The sequence below is a fragment of the Sulfitobacter sp. EhC04 genome, from assembly GCF_001650875.1.
Lineage (GTDB): Bacteria > Pseudomonadota > Alphaproteobacteria > Rhodobacterales > Rhodobacteraceae > Sulfitobacter.
Window position 1 is genome coordinate 46,646 of sequence record NZ_LXYI01000047.1, and the last position, 16,286, is coordinate 62,931.

Annotated in this window: 17 protein-coding genes; 12 read left to right on the plus strand and 5 right to left on the minus strand. The window is 62.5% G+C overall.

Annotation, left to right across the window (positions count from 1 at the left end; translation table 11 throughout):
- Positions 1-87: 87 nt before the first annotated feature.
- Positions 88-843 (minus strand): RNA methyltransferase, encoded by a 756-nt coding sequence (locus A8B82_RS19010; RefSeq protein WP_067296035.1) that lies wholly within the window; start codon positions 841-843, stop codon positions 88-90.
- 101 nt (positions 844-944) lie between these two features.
- Between A8B82_RS19010 and A8B82_RS19015 the strand changes: the two genes are divergently transcribed.
- Positions 945-1,565, plus strand: a complete 621-nt coding sequence (locus A8B82_RS19015) for a thiamine phosphate synthase (protein ID WP_067296038.1) — start codon at positions 945-947, stop codon at positions 1,563-1,565.
- Between the two features lie 52 nt (positions 1,566-1,617).
- Here the strand turns inward: A8B82_RS19015 and A8B82_RS19020 are convergent, their stop codons facing one another.
- A complete protein-coding gene (locus A8B82_RS19020; RefSeq protein WP_067296040.1) occupies positions 1,618-2,808 on the minus strand; it encodes a HupE/UreJ family protein in 1,191 nt (396 codons plus the stop codon).
- On the opposite strand from A8B82_RS19020, the gene A8B82_RS19025 reads away from it, so the two are divergent.
- The 4 genes from A8B82_RS19025 to A8B82_RS19040 all read left to right on the plus strand — a co-directional run bounded on the left by A8B82_RS19025 (position 2,807) and on the right by A8B82_RS19040 (position 6,329).
- A complete protein-coding gene (locus A8B82_RS19025) occupies positions 2,807-3,625 on the plus strand; it encodes a DUF4198 domain-containing protein (RefSeq protein WP_067296043.1) in 819 nt (272 codons plus the stop codon). The two genes, A8B82_RS19020 and A8B82_RS19025, sit on opposite strands and share 2 nt — an antisense overlap.
- A gap of 60 nt (positions 3,626-3,685) precedes the next feature.
- Complete coding sequence (locus A8B82_RS19030; RefSeq protein WP_067296046.1) at positions 3,686-4,576, plus strand: PfkB family carbohydrate kinase; 891 nt, start codon at positions 3,686-3,688, stop codon at positions 4,574-4,576.
- A complete protein-coding gene (locus A8B82_RS19035; RefSeq protein ID WP_067296049.1) occupies positions 4,573-5,490 on the plus strand; it encodes a pseudouridine-5'-phosphate glycosidase in 918 nt (305 codons plus the stop codon). Before A8B82_RS19030 ends, A8B82_RS19035 begins: the two co-directional genes overlap by 4 nt.
- A gap of 101 nt (positions 5,491-5,591) precedes the next feature.
- Positions 5,592-6,329, plus strand: coding sequence for a DUF502 domain-containing protein (locus A8B82_RS19040; RefSeq protein WP_067296051.1), 738 nt, complete (start codon positions 5,592-5,594; stop codon positions 6,327-6,329).
- A gap of 130 nt (positions 6,330-6,459) precedes the next feature.
- Here the strand turns inward: A8B82_RS19040 and A8B82_RS19045 are convergent, their stop codons facing one another.
- Together A8B82_RS19045 and A8B82_RS19050 are read right to left on the minus strand one after the other, a co-directional pair.
- The gene (locus A8B82_RS19045) at positions 6,460-7,497 is read right to left on the minus strand and encodes a patatin-like phospholipase family protein (RefSeq protein ID WP_067296054.1); all 1,038 of its coding nucleotides are present in this window, start codon (positions 7,495-7,497) and stop codon (positions 6,460-6,462) included.
- The gene (locus A8B82_RS19050) at positions 7,497-8,270 is read right to left on the minus strand and encodes a 3-hydroxybutyrate dehydrogenase (RefSeq protein ID WP_201120851.1); all 774 of its coding nucleotides are present in this window, start codon (positions 8,268-8,270) and stop codon (positions 7,497-7,499) included. Before A8B82_RS19050 ends, A8B82_RS19045 begins: the two co-directional genes overlap by 1 nt.
- Before the next feature lie 533 nt (positions 8,271-8,803).
- On the opposite strand from A8B82_RS19050, the gene A8B82_RS19055 reads away from it, so the two are divergent.
- Both A8B82_RS19055 and A8B82_RS19060 read left to right on the plus strand, forming a co-directional pair.
- The gene (locus A8B82_RS19055; RefSeq protein WP_067296124.1) at positions 8,804-10,537 is read left to right on the plus strand and encodes an extracellular solute-binding protein; all 1,734 of its coding nucleotides are present in this window, start codon (positions 8,804-8,806) and stop codon (positions 10,535-10,537) included.
- Positions 10,538-10,621: 84 nt separating this feature from the next.
- A complete protein-coding gene (locus A8B82_RS19060; RefSeq protein ID WP_067296068.1) occupies positions 10,622-11,272 on the plus strand; it encodes an aquaporin in 651 nt (216 codons plus the stop codon).
- Positions 11,273-11,379: 107 nt separating this feature from the next.
- Here A8B82_RS19060 and A8B82_RS19065 read toward each other — a convergent pair whose 3' ends face one another.
- Positions 11,380-11,997, minus strand: a complete 618-nt coding sequence (locus A8B82_RS19065; protein ID WP_443069348.1) for a helix-turn-helix domain-containing protein — start codon at positions 11,995-11,997, stop codon at positions 11,380-11,382.
- A gap of 64 nt (positions 11,998-12,061) precedes the next feature.
- Between A8B82_RS19065 and A8B82_RS19070 the strand changes: the two genes are divergently transcribed.
- From A8B82_RS19070 to A8B82_RS19090, 5 genes are all read left to right on the plus strand, one after another.
- Positions 12,062-13,576: a class I adenylate-forming enzyme family protein gene (locus tag A8B82_RS19070; RefSeq protein ID WP_067296078.1), complete on the plus strand. Its 1,515-nt coding sequence runs from the start codon at positions 12,062-12,064 to the stop codon at positions 13,574-13,576.
- Positions 13,554-14,192 carry a DsbA family oxidoreductase gene (locus tag A8B82_RS19075; protein ID WP_067296081.1) on the plus strand — a complete coding sequence of 213 codons (639 nt, stop codon included), beginning with the start codon at positions 13,554-13,556 and terminating at the stop codon, positions 14,190-14,192. Before A8B82_RS19070 ends, A8B82_RS19075 begins: the two co-directional genes overlap by 23 nt.
- A gap of 148 nt (positions 14,193-14,340) precedes the next feature.
- Entirely contained in the window at positions 14,341-14,526 is a 186-nt protein-coding gene (locus A8B82_RS19080) for a hypothetical protein (protein WP_067296084.1), read from the plus strand.
- The gene (locus tag A8B82_RS19085) at positions 14,523-14,927 is read left to right on the plus strand and encodes a hypothetical protein (RefSeq protein ID WP_067296087.1); all 405 of its coding nucleotides are present in this window, start codon (positions 14,523-14,525) and stop codon (positions 14,925-14,927) included. Before A8B82_RS19080 ends, A8B82_RS19085 begins: the two co-directional genes overlap by 4 nt.
- A 112-nt stretch (positions 14,928-15,039) precedes the next feature.
- Entirely contained in the window at positions 15,040-16,269 is a 1,230-nt protein-coding gene (locus A8B82_RS19090) for an MFS transporter (protein ID WP_235604736.1), read from the plus strand.
- The last annotated feature ends 17 nt before the right edge of the window (positions 16,270-16,286 follow it).

The following is a 16,286-nucleotide window of genomic DNA, read 5'->3' on the forward strand; positions in this document are numbered from 1 at the left end:
TGGCACATTTCGAAGGGGGCGGATTTCAAGCGATAGCGCAGTTCACACGGATGGCGCACGTCGATCGACAGCATTTGTCCACAGGCCCTAGTCGCCCCGACCCTTCCAGCGCACCATCTGCCGCATCATCCCGTGCATCATCTGCACATCGGCCCGCGTCATCGGCATCCGCGACCACATGTTGCGCAGGTTCAGCTTCATCGAGGCGACCTTGTGCGCAGGGAAAAAGAACCCCGCTTCCTCCAGCCGTTCCTCGTAATGCGCCGCCAGATGCTCGATCTCCTGGCCGCTGGCCCAGTCGGTGCCTGCCATTTCGGTCGTCACTTCGGTGACAGAGGCCGTGGCCCGCATCCATTCATAGCCCATCAGCAACACACATTGCGCCAGGTTAAGCGAAGCAAATGCCGGGTTCACCGGGACCGAAACAATGGCATTTGCCCGTGCCACGTCTTCATTCTCCAGCCCTGCGCGTTCCGGGCCGAACAGCACCGCCACCCTCTCGCCCCGCACGATGCGTTTCGCGGCCTCCGCCATCGCGGCCTCGGGCGCGAAGACCGGTTTGGTCATGTCGCGGCCCCGTGCCGTGGTCGCCAGCACAAAATCGCAATCCGCCAGGGCATCCGGCAGATCGGGGCAAAGCCGCGCTGCATCCAGCAACCGACCGGCACCTGATGCCATGGCCACCGCCGCAGGGTTCGGCCAGCCGTCGCGCGGGGCCACGATGCGCATATGGTCCAGACCGAAATTCCACATCGCGCGGGCCGCCGCGCCGATGTTCTCGCCCATCTGCGGGCGCACAAGCACAAAGGCCGGGATTTGCGGAGGGGTGACAGGGCGGGACATGCGCGCCTCTTACCGCCCGCCCGTCAGGCCCGCAAGAAAGGTTTTCATTTCTCCGCAGCTTGGGGTACGCAGACCGCCAAAGACCGCAAAGGACCGCGCCCATGGACAGCCCCGAACAGCCGCAGATCTATCTGATCACCCCGCCCGAAATCGAACTGGGCAGCTTTCCCGCCCTGCTTGGCACCGTTCTTGATGCGCATCCCGTTGCCTGTGTCCGCCTGGCCCTGTCCAGCAAGGACGAAGACCGCGTCGCCCGTGCCGCGGATGCGCTGCGCGAAGTGACCCATGCGCGCGACGTGGCACTGGTGATCTCCGACCATCTGCTGATGGTCGAACGGCTGGGCCTTGATGGTGTGCACCTTTCCGATGCCGCGCGGTCTGTCCGCTATGCGCGCAAGGAGTTGGGCGAAGACGCCATCGTCGGCTGTTACTGCGGCCCCTCCAAACACGACGGCATGGCCGCAGGCGAAGCAGGCGCGGATTATGTCAGCTTTGGCCCGGTGCAGGCCTCTGCCCTGGGCGATGGCAGCCATGCGGAAACCGAGCTGTTCCAGTGGTGGTCCGAAGTGATCGAAGTGCCCATCGTCGCCGAAGGCGCGCTGGACGCGGAGATGATCCGCAGCCTTGCCCCCTACACCGACTTTTTCGGCATCGGGGATGAGATCTGGTCCACCGACGATCCTGCCGACGCCCTTGCCACGCTGATCAAGGCAATGGGCTGACGCGACATGCGCGCCCACCCGGAAGGGTGGACGCGGCTTGCGGGGGCTGAGCTTAGAGGAACACCCGCTCTATCACCCAATAGACCCCGATGATCGCGATCAGCAGCGATCCTGTCACGGAGACCGCGCGGAACATCACCGGGTATTCGGTCACCAGTTCCTCCTGCCCCTCCAGATGCGCCTTTCGCGCCGCCCCGACGGCCAGCCACAGCAGGATGGCGGCCATGGCGATCACGGTAAGCTGGCCCAGTTCGACCCCGATGTTAAAGCCGATCAGCGCGGGCAGGAACTGCCCCGGCGGCAGGCCGAAGTCGCCCAGGACGGAAGCAAAGCCAAGACCGTGCAGAAGCCCGAAGCCAAAGATCACCATCGGTCGCCAGCGGCTGAGACGGTGGAAAAAGATATTCTCGACAGCAACATAGACAATCGAGGCCGCGATCAGCGGCTCCACGATGGCGCCCGGCACATTGACCAGCCCCAGCGCCCCCAGCGCCAGCGTGACCGTATGCGCCAGCGTGAATGCCGAGACCTGCCAGACTAGCGGCCGCAGGTGGATGGACAGAAAGAACAACCCAAGCACGAACAGGATATGGTCCAGCCCCTTGGGCAGGATGTGGTCGAAGCCAACCGGGACATAGCCGACAAAAGTGCTGAGGCCGGTCTGCTCTGCGCCGCCCTGCAAGGTGATTTCCGGGCTGGTGTCGCCGCCGTCAAGATAGCCGGTAAAGGGGTCATCCACCCCCTGCTGGCGCAGCACCATGGCCCCGCCTCCGTCGGGCCATGTGACCTGCACAACCTGGGCGCGCGGATCGACCGGCGCGGTCAGCGTCCAGTCGGATATGCGGGCCAGTTCGATGTCCGTGTCCTGTGGCATGGTGACAGAGGCGGTCGTCAAGGCCACCGGCGCGCCATCCAGGCTGAGCAAGGGCAAGGCGTTCCAACGCTCCAGAAGGCCCGGCACACGGGCAATGATCTCTTCATTGGAGAGCGCGCGCAGCGCGTCATAGTCTTCGGCATTGGCGGCATCATTGGTATCGTCCACCGCGTCCAGGTCGATCCCGGCCAGAAATGCCTCAAGATTGATATGCAGCACCAATTCGACCGTGCCGCTTTCGACGCTCAAATCACCAATGGTCGGTTGCAGCTCATGCGCCCCTGCGCGCTGCCCGCCAAGCGCGAATGCACTTGACAAAAGCACCACCAACATCAGCTTTGAAATCAACCCAGTGAGAGTTTTTTGCATGTCCCTGTCCCGTCTTTTTTTACTCGTTACGCTTGCCGCGGTGCCATTGTCGCCCGCGCTGTCCCATGAATTCTGGATCGAACCGCATGATTATCAAGTCGATAATGGTGGAACCCTAAAAGGGGATTTCAAGAATGGACAGGAATTCGTGGGCAACACCCTGTCATTCTTCGACAAAAGCACACAGCGTTATCTCATGCTGGCCGATGGTGTCGCCACAACGCTGAAACCGCGCGCAGGCGATCGGCCCGCCCTGAATGTCGCGGCACCCGTGGACGATGGGCTGGTGGTTGTGGCGCATGAAACCACGCCGCAGTTCGTGACCTATACCGATTGGGACAAGTTCGTGAAATTCACCGAACACAAGGATTTCAAGGATGCGGTTTCAATCCACGAGCAAAGGGGATGGAGCAAGGAAAGGCTCCGCGAGCGCTATACCCGCCATGTCAAGGCGCTGATCGCCGTGGGCAGCGGGGCGGGCATGGACCAGACGGTTGGGCTGGCCACCGAATTCACCGCGCTGACCAACCCCTATGACCCCGGTTTCGATGGAACGATGCAGGTCAGGCTGACCTATGACGGCGCGCCGCGCGCAGATGCGCAGGTGGAAGTTTTCGACCGCGCCCCGGACGACAGCGTAACCATCACCCTGCACCGGACCGACGCCGAGGGGCTTGCACAAATCCCCGTCGCGCCGGGGCATGAATACCTGTTTGACGCCGTGACCCTGCGCGAAGCCGCTGACGCGGGCGAAACCGATGACTCGCCGGTCTGGGAAACGCTCTGGGCTGCCCTGACCTTTGAAGTGCCGCAATGATTTGAACTGCCGCAATGACATGGCTTGCGCCCCCGCCTCGGGCGCGGGTAAACCGTGACCATGACGGCATCGCATCCCCCTGATATCCTGTGCATCGGCTCTGTCCTGTGGGACATCATCGGGCGGTCCGATCAATCCATGCGGCAAGGGTCCGACATGCCGGGGCGGATCACCCGCCTGCCCGGCGGCGTGGCGCTGAACATCGGCATGGCGCTGTCGCGCTTTGGCCTGGCCCCCGCCCTGCTGTCAGCCGTCGGCCGCGATGCGGAAGGCGACGAACTGATCGCCGCCTGCGCGGTGCGCGGCCTGATCACCGATTTCATCTATCGCTCTGACGATCTGCCGACCGACCGTTACATGGCGGTCGAAGGGGCCAACGGGCTGATCGCCGCCATCGCGGATGCCCATTCGCTGGAAGCCGCCGGCGACAAGATCCTTGGGCCCCTGTCCGATGGCCGGTTGCCGCAGCCCTTTACCGGTGCCGTGGCGCTGGACGGGAACCTGACCATCGACCTGCTCAGCCAGATGGCCCAAAGCCCGCTGCTGACCCAGGCGGACCTGCGTGTCGCCCCTGCCTCGCCCGGCAAGGCCCTGCGCCTTGGCCCCTTTGTGCAGGCGGGGCGCGGCACGCTTTACGTGAACCTTGAGGAAGCGGGCCTGCTCTGCCAAAGCGAATTTGGCGATTCCCGCGCGGCGGCGACCAGCCTGCTGGCGCGGGGTGCTGCGCGCGTGGTGGTCACCGATGGCGGCAGACCCGCCACTGTGGCCGATCAGGACAGCATGCTGACCCAGACCCCGCCGCCCGTCCAGGTGACCCGCGTCACCGGCGCGGGCGATACATTCATGGCCGCCCATATCGCGGCGGAACGCAGCGGCATCCTCGCCGATGATGCCCTGCACCGCGCGCTGGACGCCACAGCCCTTTACGTTTCCGGAGAGACCCGCATATGACCCTGCCCCTGACCCTCAGCGCCGAAGTCGCACAGGCCCGCACTGCGGGCACCCCCATCGTGGCGCTGGAAAGCACCATCATCACCCACGGCATGCCGCACCCCCAGAACCTTGAGGTCGCCCGCCAGGTCGAAGACGACATTCGCGCGGCAGGCGCTGTTCCCGCCACCATCGCTGTCATGGATGGCCAATTGCACATCGGGCTGGAGCCGGATCAACTGGAAGCGCTGGCAAAGGCGCGCAATGTCGCCAAGCTGAGCCGCGCCGATCTGGCAGTCTGCATCGCGCGGGGCGGCACCGGGGCAACAACCGTGGCGGCCACCATGATTGCCGCACAGCTTGCCGGGATCGCGGTCTTTGCCACCGGCGGCATCGGCGGCGTGCACAAGGGGGCCGAGAACAGCTTTGACATCTCGGCCGATCTGATGGAACTGGCGCAGACCCCGGTGACGGTTGTGGCCGCCGGGGCCAAGGCGATTCTGGATGTGGCCAAGACGCTTGAAGTGCTGGAAACCCAGGGCGTGCCGGTGATCGCCTTTGGTCAGGACAGTTTTCCGGCTTTCTGGTCGGCCTCCTCGACGCTCAAGGCACCGCTGCGCATGGATGACCCCGCCCAGATCGCTCAGGCCCACCGGATGCGCGCAGCACTGGGACTGCCGGGCGGGCAATTGGTGGCCAACCCGATCCCCGCGGCGGATGAAATCCCGGCGGCGGAAATGGCACCGGTGATCGCCAAGGCGCAGGCCGATGCCGCAGCCCACGGGATCAGCGGCAAATCCGTCACGCCCTACCTGCTGCAACGCATTTTCGAGCTGACAAAGGGCCGGTCGCTGACCGCAAATATTGCCCTGGTGCGCAACAATGCCCGCCTCGCGGCCCGGATTGCTGTTCAGATCGCAACTGCTGACGCATAATCGCTGGGCAAACCGCCTGAATTCAGGCGGAAATGGATCGCGCGCCATTGTGGCAAGCACGCAAAGGCCTTAGCTATATCGCGATCTTGCCGGGACAGCTCATGAACACGCCTTTTGACCTTGATACATCCGAACCCCGCCGCCCCGGCCTGGTGGCGCGCCTGCGCGCGTCCTTCCTGACCGGGCTTGTGGTGATCGCGCCTGTCGGCCTGACCATCTGGTTGATCTGGTCCGTCGTCGGCTGGATCGACGGTTTTGTCCTGCCGCTGGTGCCCCAGTCCTATCACCCCGACCGGATGTTGCAGGATTTCCTTGGCCTCGATCCGTCGGTGCAGATCAACGTGCGCGGCCTCGGAGTGGTCATCTTCCTGATGTTCACGATCATCGTCGGCTGGATGGCCAAGGGCATCATTGGCCGGTCGCTGATTCGATTTGCCGAAAGCCTGGTGGAACGGACCCCTGTGGTGCGCACCATCTACTCCGGGATCAAACAGATATCCGAGACGATCTTTGCCCAGTCCGAACGCAGTTTCGAAACCGCCTGCCTGATCGAATACCCCCGCAGAGGCATCTGGGCGCTTGGCTTTATCTCGACCACGGCCAAGGGCGAAGTGGCGGAAAAATCAGACGCTTCGGACGAGATGGTCAGCGTCTTTCTGCCCACCACGCCCAACCCCACATCGGGTTTCCTGCTGTTCTTTCCCAAGAAGGATGTGATCGAACTGGACATGTCGGTGGAAGATGCCGCGAAACTGGTGATCTCGGCCGGGCTAGTCTATCCCAGTGATCGGCCCGAACCGGGCGAGACGCTGGACATCACACCCGTTTCCCGCGACTGAGTTACTTCAGGAGCGCGTAGCAAGCTGCTGTTATAAGAACACTTCTGTTATATTGCGGCTTCGTTTTCTTCAAAGAAAACGGACCGGAGTTTTCAAAAACTCCGTCCCCCTCATCTAAAGGCCGGACGCTTTATCCAAACATTTCCGGTAGATCGACGCTGCTTTCCACACCGATCTTTTCCTTGTGCTGTTCAAGGAACCCTTCCGCAGCCTTTTGACCTGCCTCAAACAAGGTCGCGATCACCGACGGCAGCGGCACCAGCTTGGTGGCCACCGACAATTGCTCCATCAGGTTGTCATCGGCCACCATATGTACCCTGATCCGGCGCATTGTGCCTTCGGGTATTTTACCCCGGTCCAGCAGGCGCTGGACAAATTCAATCGCGCGCAGCTCCCGCAACAGGCTTGAATTGAAACTGATTTCATTAATCCGGTTCTGGATCTGCTTGGGCGTGCGCGGCAGGTCGTGGCGCTCAAGCGGGTTGATATTGATCACAACAACATCGTCTGGCAACCCGTTGCCAAACAATGGGAAAAGCGCCGGGTTACCGGTATATCCGCCATCCCAGAACGCCTCCATCTGGCCGGTTTCCTTGTCGTGCATTTCCACCGCCTGGAACACCGTGGGCAGGCAGGCCGAGGCCATGATGGCATCAGGCCCAATCTCGTCCCCGGAAAACACCCTGATCTTGCCGTTCCGGACCCGCGTGGCACAGATGAAAAGCTGCGGTGCGATGCTGTTGCAGACCTTGTCGTAATCCATCTTTGTCACGATGTCGGTCAGCGGATTGCGGTAAAACGGGCCATAGGCATAGGGCGATGTCACGTTCGACACCGCATCCGCGATGGCCACGGGCCATGAATATTCCAGTGCCTGGCTGACCGCGGCGATCCCGAAAGGGGCCATCCAGCTTTGCATCCGCAGATCCTGCACACCGGCCACCTGCCGCCACAGCCAGGCCAGGTTTTCCCGCGCGCCCTCGGCACCCCCTGCTGCGAAACCGGCCTTCAGCGCCGCGCCATTCAACGCCCCCGCAGAAGCCGCTGAAATGCCGCAGATTTCAATGTCCGGCTCTTGCAGGATGCGGTCCAGCACACCCCAGGTGAAGGCGCCATGCGCGCCGCCGCCCTGAAGCGCCAGATTGATCCGTTTCTTCTTCGCCGCCATCAAAGCGCGGTCCAGCCGCCGTCCACGCTGATCGCTGTCCCGGTGATCTGCGCAGCCGCGTCAGAGCACAGGAAGGTGGTCGTCCCGCCCAGTTGCTCGACAGTTGCGAATTCCTTGCTGGGCTGTCTTTGCAGCATCACGTTCTTGATCACGTCCTCGCGGGACATGTCGTATTCCTTCATCGTGTCGGGGATCTGGGCTTCGACCAAGGCGGTCAGCACATAGCCCGGACAGATGGTATTGGCCGTAATCGGGTCTTCCGCAGTTTCCAGCGCGGTGGTCTTGGTCAGGCCGACAATGCCGTGTTTTGCCGCCACATAAGCGGATTTGAAGGGCGAGGCCGTCAGCCCGTGGGCCGACGCGATGTTGATCACCCTTCCCCAGCCCGCCTTGCGCATCATCGGCAGCGCCATGGCTGTGGTGTGAAAGGCAGAGCTGAGGTTGATCGCGATGATCGCATCCCATTTCTCGACCGGGAAATCCGGGATCGGGGCCACATGCTGAATGCCCGCGTTGTTGACCAGAATATCGCAGCGGCCCGCATCGGTGATCAGCTGGCGACACTGATCGGCCTTTGACATGTCCGCCTTGATGTAGCGCGCGGTGACCCCGGTCTCATCCGCGATCTGCTTGGCCAGATCGTGGTCCTCGGCATTGTCGGTAAAGGAATTGAGAACGACGTCGGCCCCGGCCCGCGCCAGTTCCCAGGCGATGCCCAGCCCGATGCCGGAATTGGAACCGGTGATCACTGCGGTCTTGCCGGACAAGTCGATCGTATATGCCATGGTGAAATCTCCTGAGGTTGGATGCTGCGACGCATCATGCCGTGCTGCATCTGCAAAGTGAACGCACCGCGCGGATAAATGTTTCCACGTCGTTTACCGGGAAAGGGAAAAATCTGAAACTCCGGACCCCCGCCTTGCCCGCGACAAGGAACAAGGTATTTGCACCAAAGCGTTTTTCCCCGTCAGGCAACAGGGTCCGCCGCCGTTTTCCTTGCAAACCGCGAAGCCAAAAAAAAACGCCAGCACGAAGCTGGCGTTAAGTTATTGAGGCAGGTTTCATACAGGCAAGAAACCTATCGAGCAGTGCCTTATGTATAAGCAATCTCGCGCCTCAGGCCAAGCATAAAGTTTGAAGTGCCTCCGAAGCCCAGCTATGCAAGGCCCTAACAAAATAAGGGCAGTGCAGGATTGTGTCGAAAATGGTGATTCATTTTTTCCAGAAAGCATGGGCGGTTGCGGCGTTTTCTTCACTGATTCTCTGTGCCGCTCCGGCGGGCGCGGAACCGCAGCACGGGCTATCTATGTATGGAGAGCCCGCCCTACCACCTGATTTTGTGTCCCTGCCTTACGTGAACCCGGACGCGCCCAAGGGCGGGCGGATCGTGCTGGGAAATTCCGGCGGCTTCGACAGCCTCAATCCATATGTGCTCAAGGGCTCTGCCCCCTGGCAATTGCCGTTCTTCACCCATGAGACGCTGATGGGCCGATCCCTCGACGAACCCTTTGCACTTTACGGTCTTTTAGCCGAATCAGTGGAGGTGCCGGAGGACCGGTCCTGGGTCGCCTTCACCCTGCGCGAGGAGGCCCGATTCTCTGACGGCACCCCGGTTACGGTCGAGGATGTGATCTTTTCCTTCGAGCTTCTGGGCACCAGGGGCCATCCGCGCTACGCGGGGTTGTGGAACCAGATCGAAGGGATCGAACAGACCGGCCAGCGGTCGCTGCGCATCACCTTCAACACCGACAACCGCGAGCTGGCGCTGCTGGCAGGCATCCGCCCGATCCTCAGCAAGGCGCAGTGGGAGGGCAAGGATTTCGCCAATGCCCCCCTGCAAGAGGTGCCGCTGGGCAGTGGTCCTTACGTGATCACCGACTATCAGGCCAGCCGCCATGTCACCCTGCGCCGCAATCCCGATTACTGGGGGGCGGACATCCCGGTGCGCCGGGGCACCAACAATTTCGACGAGATCAAGCTGGATTTCTACGGCGATGCCAATGTTGTCTTTGAAGCCTTCAAGGCAGGCGAGATTTCCGCCGTGCGCGAATTCAACGCAGAGACCTGGGCCACCCAATACGATTTTCCCGCTGTGACGCGCGGTGAGGTCGTCAAATCGACCTTCCCCCATGCCAAGCCCTCTGGGATGACCGGATTCGTGATGAACACGCGCAAACCGCCCTTTGACGACTGGCGGGTGCGCGACGCGATGATCTGGGCCTTCAACTTTGAATACATCGGCGAGACATTGACCGGCGGCGCGCTGCCGCGGATCACCTCCTATTTCTCGAACTCCGATCTGGCGATGCGTCCCGGTCCCGCCCCGGCCCCGGTCGCCGATCTGCTGGCCCCATTCAGCGCCGACCTGCCCGAGGGCGCGCTGACGGGTTATGCCCTGCCGGTCGGGGATGGATCGGCACGCAACCGGGCGGGCATCCGCCATGCAATGAAGCAATTGCAGGCGGCGGGATACACGGCCCAGGACGGCGTGATGCGCGACGCGGCAGGCAAGCCGCTGACTGTGCAGATCCTGCTGTCAAAGGGCAGCAGGCTGGATGTGGGCGGTTCGGAAAAGATCGCCGACCTCTATGTGCAGGCGCTTGCGCGGCTTGGGATCACGGCAGAGGTCGATCGCGTCGACACTGCCCAGATGACCAAGCGGCTGGAGACCTTCGATTTCGACATCACCACCTTTCGCCGCGCCTTGTCGCTGAGCCCCGGCACCGAACAGCGGTACTACTGGGGGTCAGAGGCGGCGTCACAGCCCGGATCGGGCAACCTGATGGGGGTGCAAAGCCCCGCCATCGACGCGATGATCGACGCGATGCTGACCGCGCGTGGGGCGGATGAATTCACCGATGCGGTGCGCGCGCTCGACCGGCTGCTGACCGCCGGGCGATACGTGATCCCTTTCTGGCAGTTCGACGAGGGGCTGATCGCCCATAGGGCCGAAATGAAATATCCCGACAAGATTCCGCTGTATGGGGACGGGCCGAACTATATGCCCGAGGTCTGGTGGTGGGACGCGTCACAAAATTGAAACATCTTCGCGATAGCGCAGCGCCATGAGTATTTTCTTTACGCTCCCCGCCTCTTGCCCTTCCCCGTTGTCAAGGTGGCGACGATGAGACGCCTTGCCGCCGAGGGGCTGGGCACCGCGATGCTGCTGGTCTCTGTCATCGGATCGGGGATCATGGGGGCGGCCCTGGCCGAGGGGAACGATGCAATCGCCCTGTTGGCCAATGCCATTGCCACGGGATGTATGCTTTATGCCATTATCACCGTGCTGGGGCCGATTTCAGGCGCGCATTTCAACCCGGCGGTCACGCTTGCCTTTTACCTGCGGGGCGAGATGCCCGGCTGGGAAGCTCCGCTGTTTGTCGCAGCGCAGGTGACAGGGGCCGTGCTGGGGGTCTGGGCGGCGCATCTGATGTTCGATCTGCCGGTGTTGCAGGTCAGCCAGACCATGCACCGCACCGGTGCCGCGCAGTGGTTCTCCGAAGGCATCGCGACATTTGGCCTGTTGTTCGTCATTTTCGGCGGTCTGAAACACCGCGAGGAGGCGGTGCCGGTGCTGGTCGCGCTTTATATCACCGGGGCCTACTGGTTCACCGCCTCCACCAGTTTCGCCAACCCGGCGGTGACATTCGCACGCGGGTTCTCCGACACTTTTGCAGGCATCTATCCGGGCCATATCGCGGCTTTCGTCGCAGCGCAGATTGTCGCGGTGTTACTGGCCCATGTCATCCTGCGCGCGCTTTTCGACGACAGGTAGCAAATTGAGCGGCTGCGCCGCATTCGATTTTGTCCGGGGGCTCTGCCCCGTCCTTTCGCTGCAAGCAGCAAAAGGACTACCCGGGATTTTCAGGGCCAAAAAGAAAATCAGACCAGCGAGGTGACCCAGAGGATCGTCGCATCCTCGGCAGAGGTGGAGACCACGTTGTGACCCATGGTGGCATCGTAATAGGCGCTGTCGCCCCGGCGCATTTCCACCGGTTCGTAGAATTCGGTGTAGAGCATGATCACGCCGGTCAGCACATAGAGGAATTCCTCGCCGTCGTGGCGCACCCAGCCGTCGAACTCCTCCATCGTGCGGGCGCGGATGCGCGCGCGATAGGGCAACATCTGTTTCTTGCGCAGCGTCTCGCCCAGCAGTTCGTGCTCATATGTGGTGGTGGCCTTGGCCGCGCCCTCGCCCGACTTGGTGACCGCCATGCGGCCATTGATCTTTTCCGCAGCAGGCGGCGTGAACAGCTGCGGCACCGAGATTTCAAGCCCGGTGGCCAGTTTCTTGAGCGCCTCATAGGTCGGCGACATCTGGCTGTTTTCAATTTTTGACAGGGTGGAGCGGGCCAGCCCCGCCTGCCGTGCCGCCTGTTCCAGCGTCCAGCCGCGCGCCTTGCGCAATTCGCGCACCCGCGCGCCCAGGTCCAGGGGCGGGGCGGTTTCGGGGTCACCGCTGGCGCGTGCAATCTCGATCAGGCTGGCGTTTTGGCTCATTCCCATGCTTTAGCGCCACGCGGCGGTGCTTGCAACGCGCCACGTGCTGGGCTAGCGCGGTGGCATGGCACAGACGACCGCAAAAACCGACTTCAATCTGGCGCAGCATGTGCTGCGGGCGGGTCTTGCCACGCCGGAAAAGGTGGCGCTGTCATTGCTGTCAGCAGACACATGCGACAACTGGAGCTTTGATCGGCTGACGCGGGCGGTACGCGGCACCGGGACAGGATTGCTGGCGGCAGGCCTTGCGCCGGGCGACGTGGTGCTGATGCGTCTGGGCAATACGCCTGATTTCCCGATCGCCTATCTGGCTGCGCTGGCCGCAGGGCTGGTGCCGGTGCCCACCGCCGCCGCCCTGACCAAGGGTGAAGTGGCCCGGCTGTTGCCGGGTCTGCGCCCTGCCGCCATCCTGCACGATCCCGATGTCCCCTGCCCGCCACATCCGGCGCGCATCACTCTGGACGATCTGCGCGCCATGCGGGACCTACCCGCCGTTGACTGGCATCTGGGCGATCCCGACAGGCTGGGCTATATCATCTATACCTCCGGCACATCCGGCAGACCCACCGCCGTGATGCATGCGCATCGTGCGATCCTGGCCCGGCAGATGATGTTTGACGGCTGGTACGGGCTGCGCCCGGATGACCGGATGTTGCACGCCGGTGCCTTCAACTGGACCTATACGCTTGGGACCGGGTTGATGGACCCCTGGACGCGGGGTGCCACCGCGCTGATCCCCGCGCCCGGCACCCAGGCCGCCGATCTGCCCGGCCTGATGGCGCGGCATGGCGCGACCCTGTTCGCGGCGGCACCGGGCGTTTACCGGCAGTTGCTGAAAGGACGCGACCGCCTTGCCCTGCCCGATCTGCGCCATGGGCTGAGCGCGGGGGAAAAGCTGAACCCGGCGGTGCGGGACGCCTGGACCAAGGCCACCGGCACGCCGGTTTACGAGGCCTTTGGCATGTCGGAATGTTCCACCTTCATCTCCGGCTGCCCGGACCATCCGGCGACACCCGGCGCATTGGGCCGCGCGCAGGCGGGACGCCAGGTGGCGATCCTGACCGAAACCGGCCCCGCCGCAACCGGCGATGTGGGCACGATTGCCATTCACCGCGGCGATCCGGGCCTGATGCTGGGCTATCTTGGTGCGCCGGATCAGACCGAATCGCGGTTTCAGGGCGACTGGTTCCTGACCGGCGATCAGGGCGTGATGGATGCGGATGGGCAGATCACCTATCTGGGGCGGCGCGACGACATGATGAACGCGGGCGGGTTTCGCGTCTCGCCGCTGGAGGTCGAGGCGGCGCTTGCCACCGCCCCCGGCGTGACCGGGGTGGGCGCGGCGGAGGTGGAGGTGAAACCCGGTGTCAGCGTGATCGCCGCCTTTTACACCGCGCCCGCCCCTCTGGACGACACGGCACTGGCCCGTTATGCGGAACAGACGCTGGCGCGTTACAAGCAACCGCGCCTTTACATTCACCTTGCCGCGCTGCCCACCGGGGCCAATGGCAAGCTCTTGCGGCGCAGGTTGCGCGCGGAATTCGAGGCCAGAAAAGATGCCGGACCCGATCAAGCTTGATATCATGTCAGACCCGATCTGCCCCTGGTGCTATATCGGGAAGGCCCAGCTTGACCGGGCCCTGCTGGACCATCCGGGCCACCCTTTCATCATTGAATGGCACCCGTTCCAGCTGAACCCGGACATGCCCGCCGAAGGGATGGACCGGCGCGCCTATCTTGAGAACAAGTTCGGCGGCAAGGAGGGTGCGGTGCGGGCCTATGCCCCGATCGTGGAGCATGCCGAAAAGGCCGGCCTGACGATCAACTTCGACCAGATGACACGCACGCCCAATACGCTGGATGCCCACAGGTTGATCCATTGGGCCGGGATCGAGGGCCGTCAGACAGCGGCAGTTTCCGCGCTGTTCAAGGCCTATTTCGTGGAGGCGCGCGACATCGGCGATGCCGAGGTGCTGGCCGATATTGCAGACGGTATCGAGATGGACGCAGGCGTCGTCACCCGGCTGCTGCAAACCGACGAGGACCGTCAGGCCATACAGGACCGCGATGCCCACAGCCGCCAGATGGGGATCAACTCGGTCCCGACCTTTATCGTGGCGAACCAGCACGCGGTTCCCGGTGCGCAGCCCCCCGAGCTTTGGGCCAGGGTGATTTCGGAGCTTGCGGCCACGTAAAGCGCGAGTCAAATAAGGCATGACTATGGCAGATTGGCCACAGCCGACGGCCATGTCGCAACGGGGCTTTGCCAGCACCCCGACCCTGGCCTAACCTGATGGCACAATGGGGCAAAGACCCCTGAGCAGAACAGTTTGAGCGGGTAAAATGACAGACATTCAGGCGACGCCGGACGGCGATACCGCATGGCATTCAGGCAAGGCTTTCATCATTCTTCCACCGTCCGAGGATGGCGGGGCAGCGGCGGCAGCGCCGGTGTTCTTCCCCCGACCCTCACCTGTTCAGGCGATCTGGCTGAAGGAATCCGGCCCGGTGCAGAGGACCGGCGCATGATCGGCCATGTGCCCTGCCGGGTGGTGCTGACATATGGTGTATTTGACGATATCGGGCCACAAAACAGCGCGCGGCTGCGCCATCTGGGTCATCTTGGCCGCGAGCTGATCGTGGGCTGTGCCACCGATGCACTGTGTCTGCGCAGCGGAATCCACTGTGCCTTGCCCTATCATCAGCGGCGCGCAATGCTCGAACGCTCGCGCTTTGTGTCGCGGGTCATCGCGCAGGAGTGCTGGGACCAATTGCGCACCGACATCGTGAACTACAACGTGGGTGCCTTGGCGCTGGGTGATGTACCGGCGTTCGTCGAACTTCAGGGCTTGGGCGACATTGTTCAACTGCTTGAGATGCCCGAAGCGGCAGCGGAATTTTCTTGCGCGCAGACGCGTCTGGCGTCCTGAACATTAAAAATTTACGACCATTTTTATAAGTTGTTGTCTGACCTTCAACCATGAGTTATCCAGTCGCCGGAACGTGCCTGTCTTTGTTTCGGCACAATTGTCGGAGTACCCTGTGGAAAAGCCAAAGCAAAAACTGACAATCCACAGGGCAGAATTTGTCGGACTGATCGCGATGATGTTCGCCTCCATCGCGTTTTCCATTGATGCGATGCTGCCCGCGCTGCCGGAAATCTCGCGCGAATTGTCACCGGAACTTGCACATCGCGCGCCCCTGATCCTGACCGCCTTTGTATTTGGCATGGGATTGGGCACATTTGTGACCGGCCCGCTGTCGGATGCCTTTGGCCGCCGTCCGGTGATCTTTGGCGGTGTGGCGATATATATTATTGGCGCGATGGCGGCCTGGGCCAGTCATTCGCTCGAAGCCATGCTGATCGCACGGGTGTTTCAGGGATTGGGTGCCTCAGGCCCCCGCGTGGTGGCCATCGCCGTGGTCCGCGATCTTTTCTCGGGCCGGGATATGGCCAAGATCGTATCTTTCATCATGCTGGTATTTACCCTGGTGCCGGCACTGGCCCCGATCCTGGGGTCGCTGATCATCGAAGTGTCGGACTGGCGCGGGATCTACCTGGCGTTTGTCGCCTTTTCTGCGATCAGTGTGATCTGGATGGCCATCCGGTTGCCGGAGACCCTGCGCAAAGAAGACCGCCGCCCCCTGCGGCTGGGTCTTTTGGCCGATGCGGTCCGCGAGATCATGATGCACCGGACGGTGCGGTTGGCCATCGTTGTCCAGGCCATGGCCATGGCCATGTTCTTTTGCACCTTGATGTTGATCCAGCCGGTCTATGCGCAGGTCTATGCCAGGGCAGAGAGTTTCCCCTATTGGTTCGGAGGCGTGGCTGTGATTGCGGGCGCATCGAGCATCCTCAATGCGGTATTGGTTGAACGCCTCGGAATGCGGCGGCTGGTCAGCGCGACCTTGTTCGGACAGATCCTGTTGTCAGGATTCATGTATTTTTCCGGGATCGCCGGGTCGGTCGGCGTGCTGGGTTTCGGCGCTTTCCTGTTCTGGCAATTGTGTCTTTTTGCCCAGGCCGGGCTGACGCTTGGCAACCTCAATGCCATCGCGATGGAACCGATGGGCCATATGGCGGGCATGGCGGCCTCTGTCATCGGGTCGATCTCGACCGTTCTGGCGGTGCTGATTGCCTCGCCCGTCGCGCTGATGTTCGCCGCAGATGTGTCTTTGCTGTTTGGGTCCGTTCTGATCATGGCCTGCGCCGCATGGGGCCTCATGCTGCTGTTGGCGCGAACCGAAGCGGGCTTTGCCCCGGCCGAATGATCCGCCCCTTGCTGGGG

Bases quoted from the DNA above. Each gene is read 5' to 3' on its own strand.
- A8B82_RS19010 (WP_067296035.1), bottom strand. From the start codon at position 843: ATGTCCCGCCCTGTCACCCCTCCGCAAATCCCGGCCTTTGTGCTTGTG.
- A8B82_RS19015 (WP_067296038.1), top strand. From the start codon at position 945: ATGGACAGCCCCGAACAGCCGCAGATCTATCTGATCACCCCGCCCGAA.
- A8B82_RS19025 (WP_067296043.1), top strand. From the start codon at position 2,807: ATGTCCCTGTCCCGTCTTTTTTTACTCGTTACGCTTGCCGCGGTGCCA.
- A8B82_RS19020 (WP_067296040.1), bottom strand. From the start codon at position 2,808: ATGCAAAAAACTCTCACTGGGTTGATTTCAAAGCTGATGTTGGTGGTG.
- A8B82_RS19030 (WP_067296046.1), top strand. From the start codon at position 3,686: ATGACGGCATCGCATCCCCCTGATATCCTGTGCATCGGCTCTGTCCTG.
- A8B82_RS19035 (WP_067296049.1), top strand. From the start codon at position 4,573: ATGACCCTGCCCCTGACCCTCAGCGCCGAAGTCGCACAGGCCCGCACT.
- A8B82_RS19040 (WP_067296051.1), top strand. From the start codon at position 5,592: ATGAACACGCCTTTTGACCTTGATACATCCGAACCCCGCCGCCCCGGC.
- A8B82_RS19045 (WP_067296054.1), bottom strand. From the start codon at position 7,497: ATGGCGGCGAAGAAGAAACGGATCAATCTGGCGCTTCAGGGCGGCGGC.
- A8B82_RS19055 (WP_067296124.1), top strand. From the start codon at position 8,804: ATGTATGGAGAGCCCGCCCTACCACCTGATTTTGTGTCCCTGCCTTAC.
- A8B82_RS19060 (WP_067296068.1), top strand. From the start codon at position 10,622: ATGAGACGCCTTGCCGCCGAGGGGCTGGGCACCGCGATGCTGCTGGTC.
- A8B82_RS19065 (WP_443069348.1), bottom strand. From the start codon at position 11,997: ATGAGCCAAAACGCCAGCCTGATCGAGATTGCACGCGCCAGCGGTGAC.
- A8B82_RS19070 (WP_067296078.1), top strand. From the start codon at position 12,062: ATGGCACAGACGACCGCAAAAACCGACTTCAATCTGGCGCAGCATGTG.
- A8B82_RS19075 (WP_067296081.1), top strand. From the start codon at position 13,554: ATGCCGGACCCGATCAAGCTTGATATCATGTCAGACCCGATCTGCCCC.
- A8B82_RS19080 (WP_067296084.1), top strand. From the start codon at position 14,341: ATGACAGACATTCAGGCGACGCCGGACGGCGATACCGCATGGCATTCA.
- A8B82_RS19085 (WP_067296087.1), top strand. From the start codon at position 14,523: ATGATCGGCCATGTGCCCTGCCGGGTGGTGCTGACATATGGTGTATTT.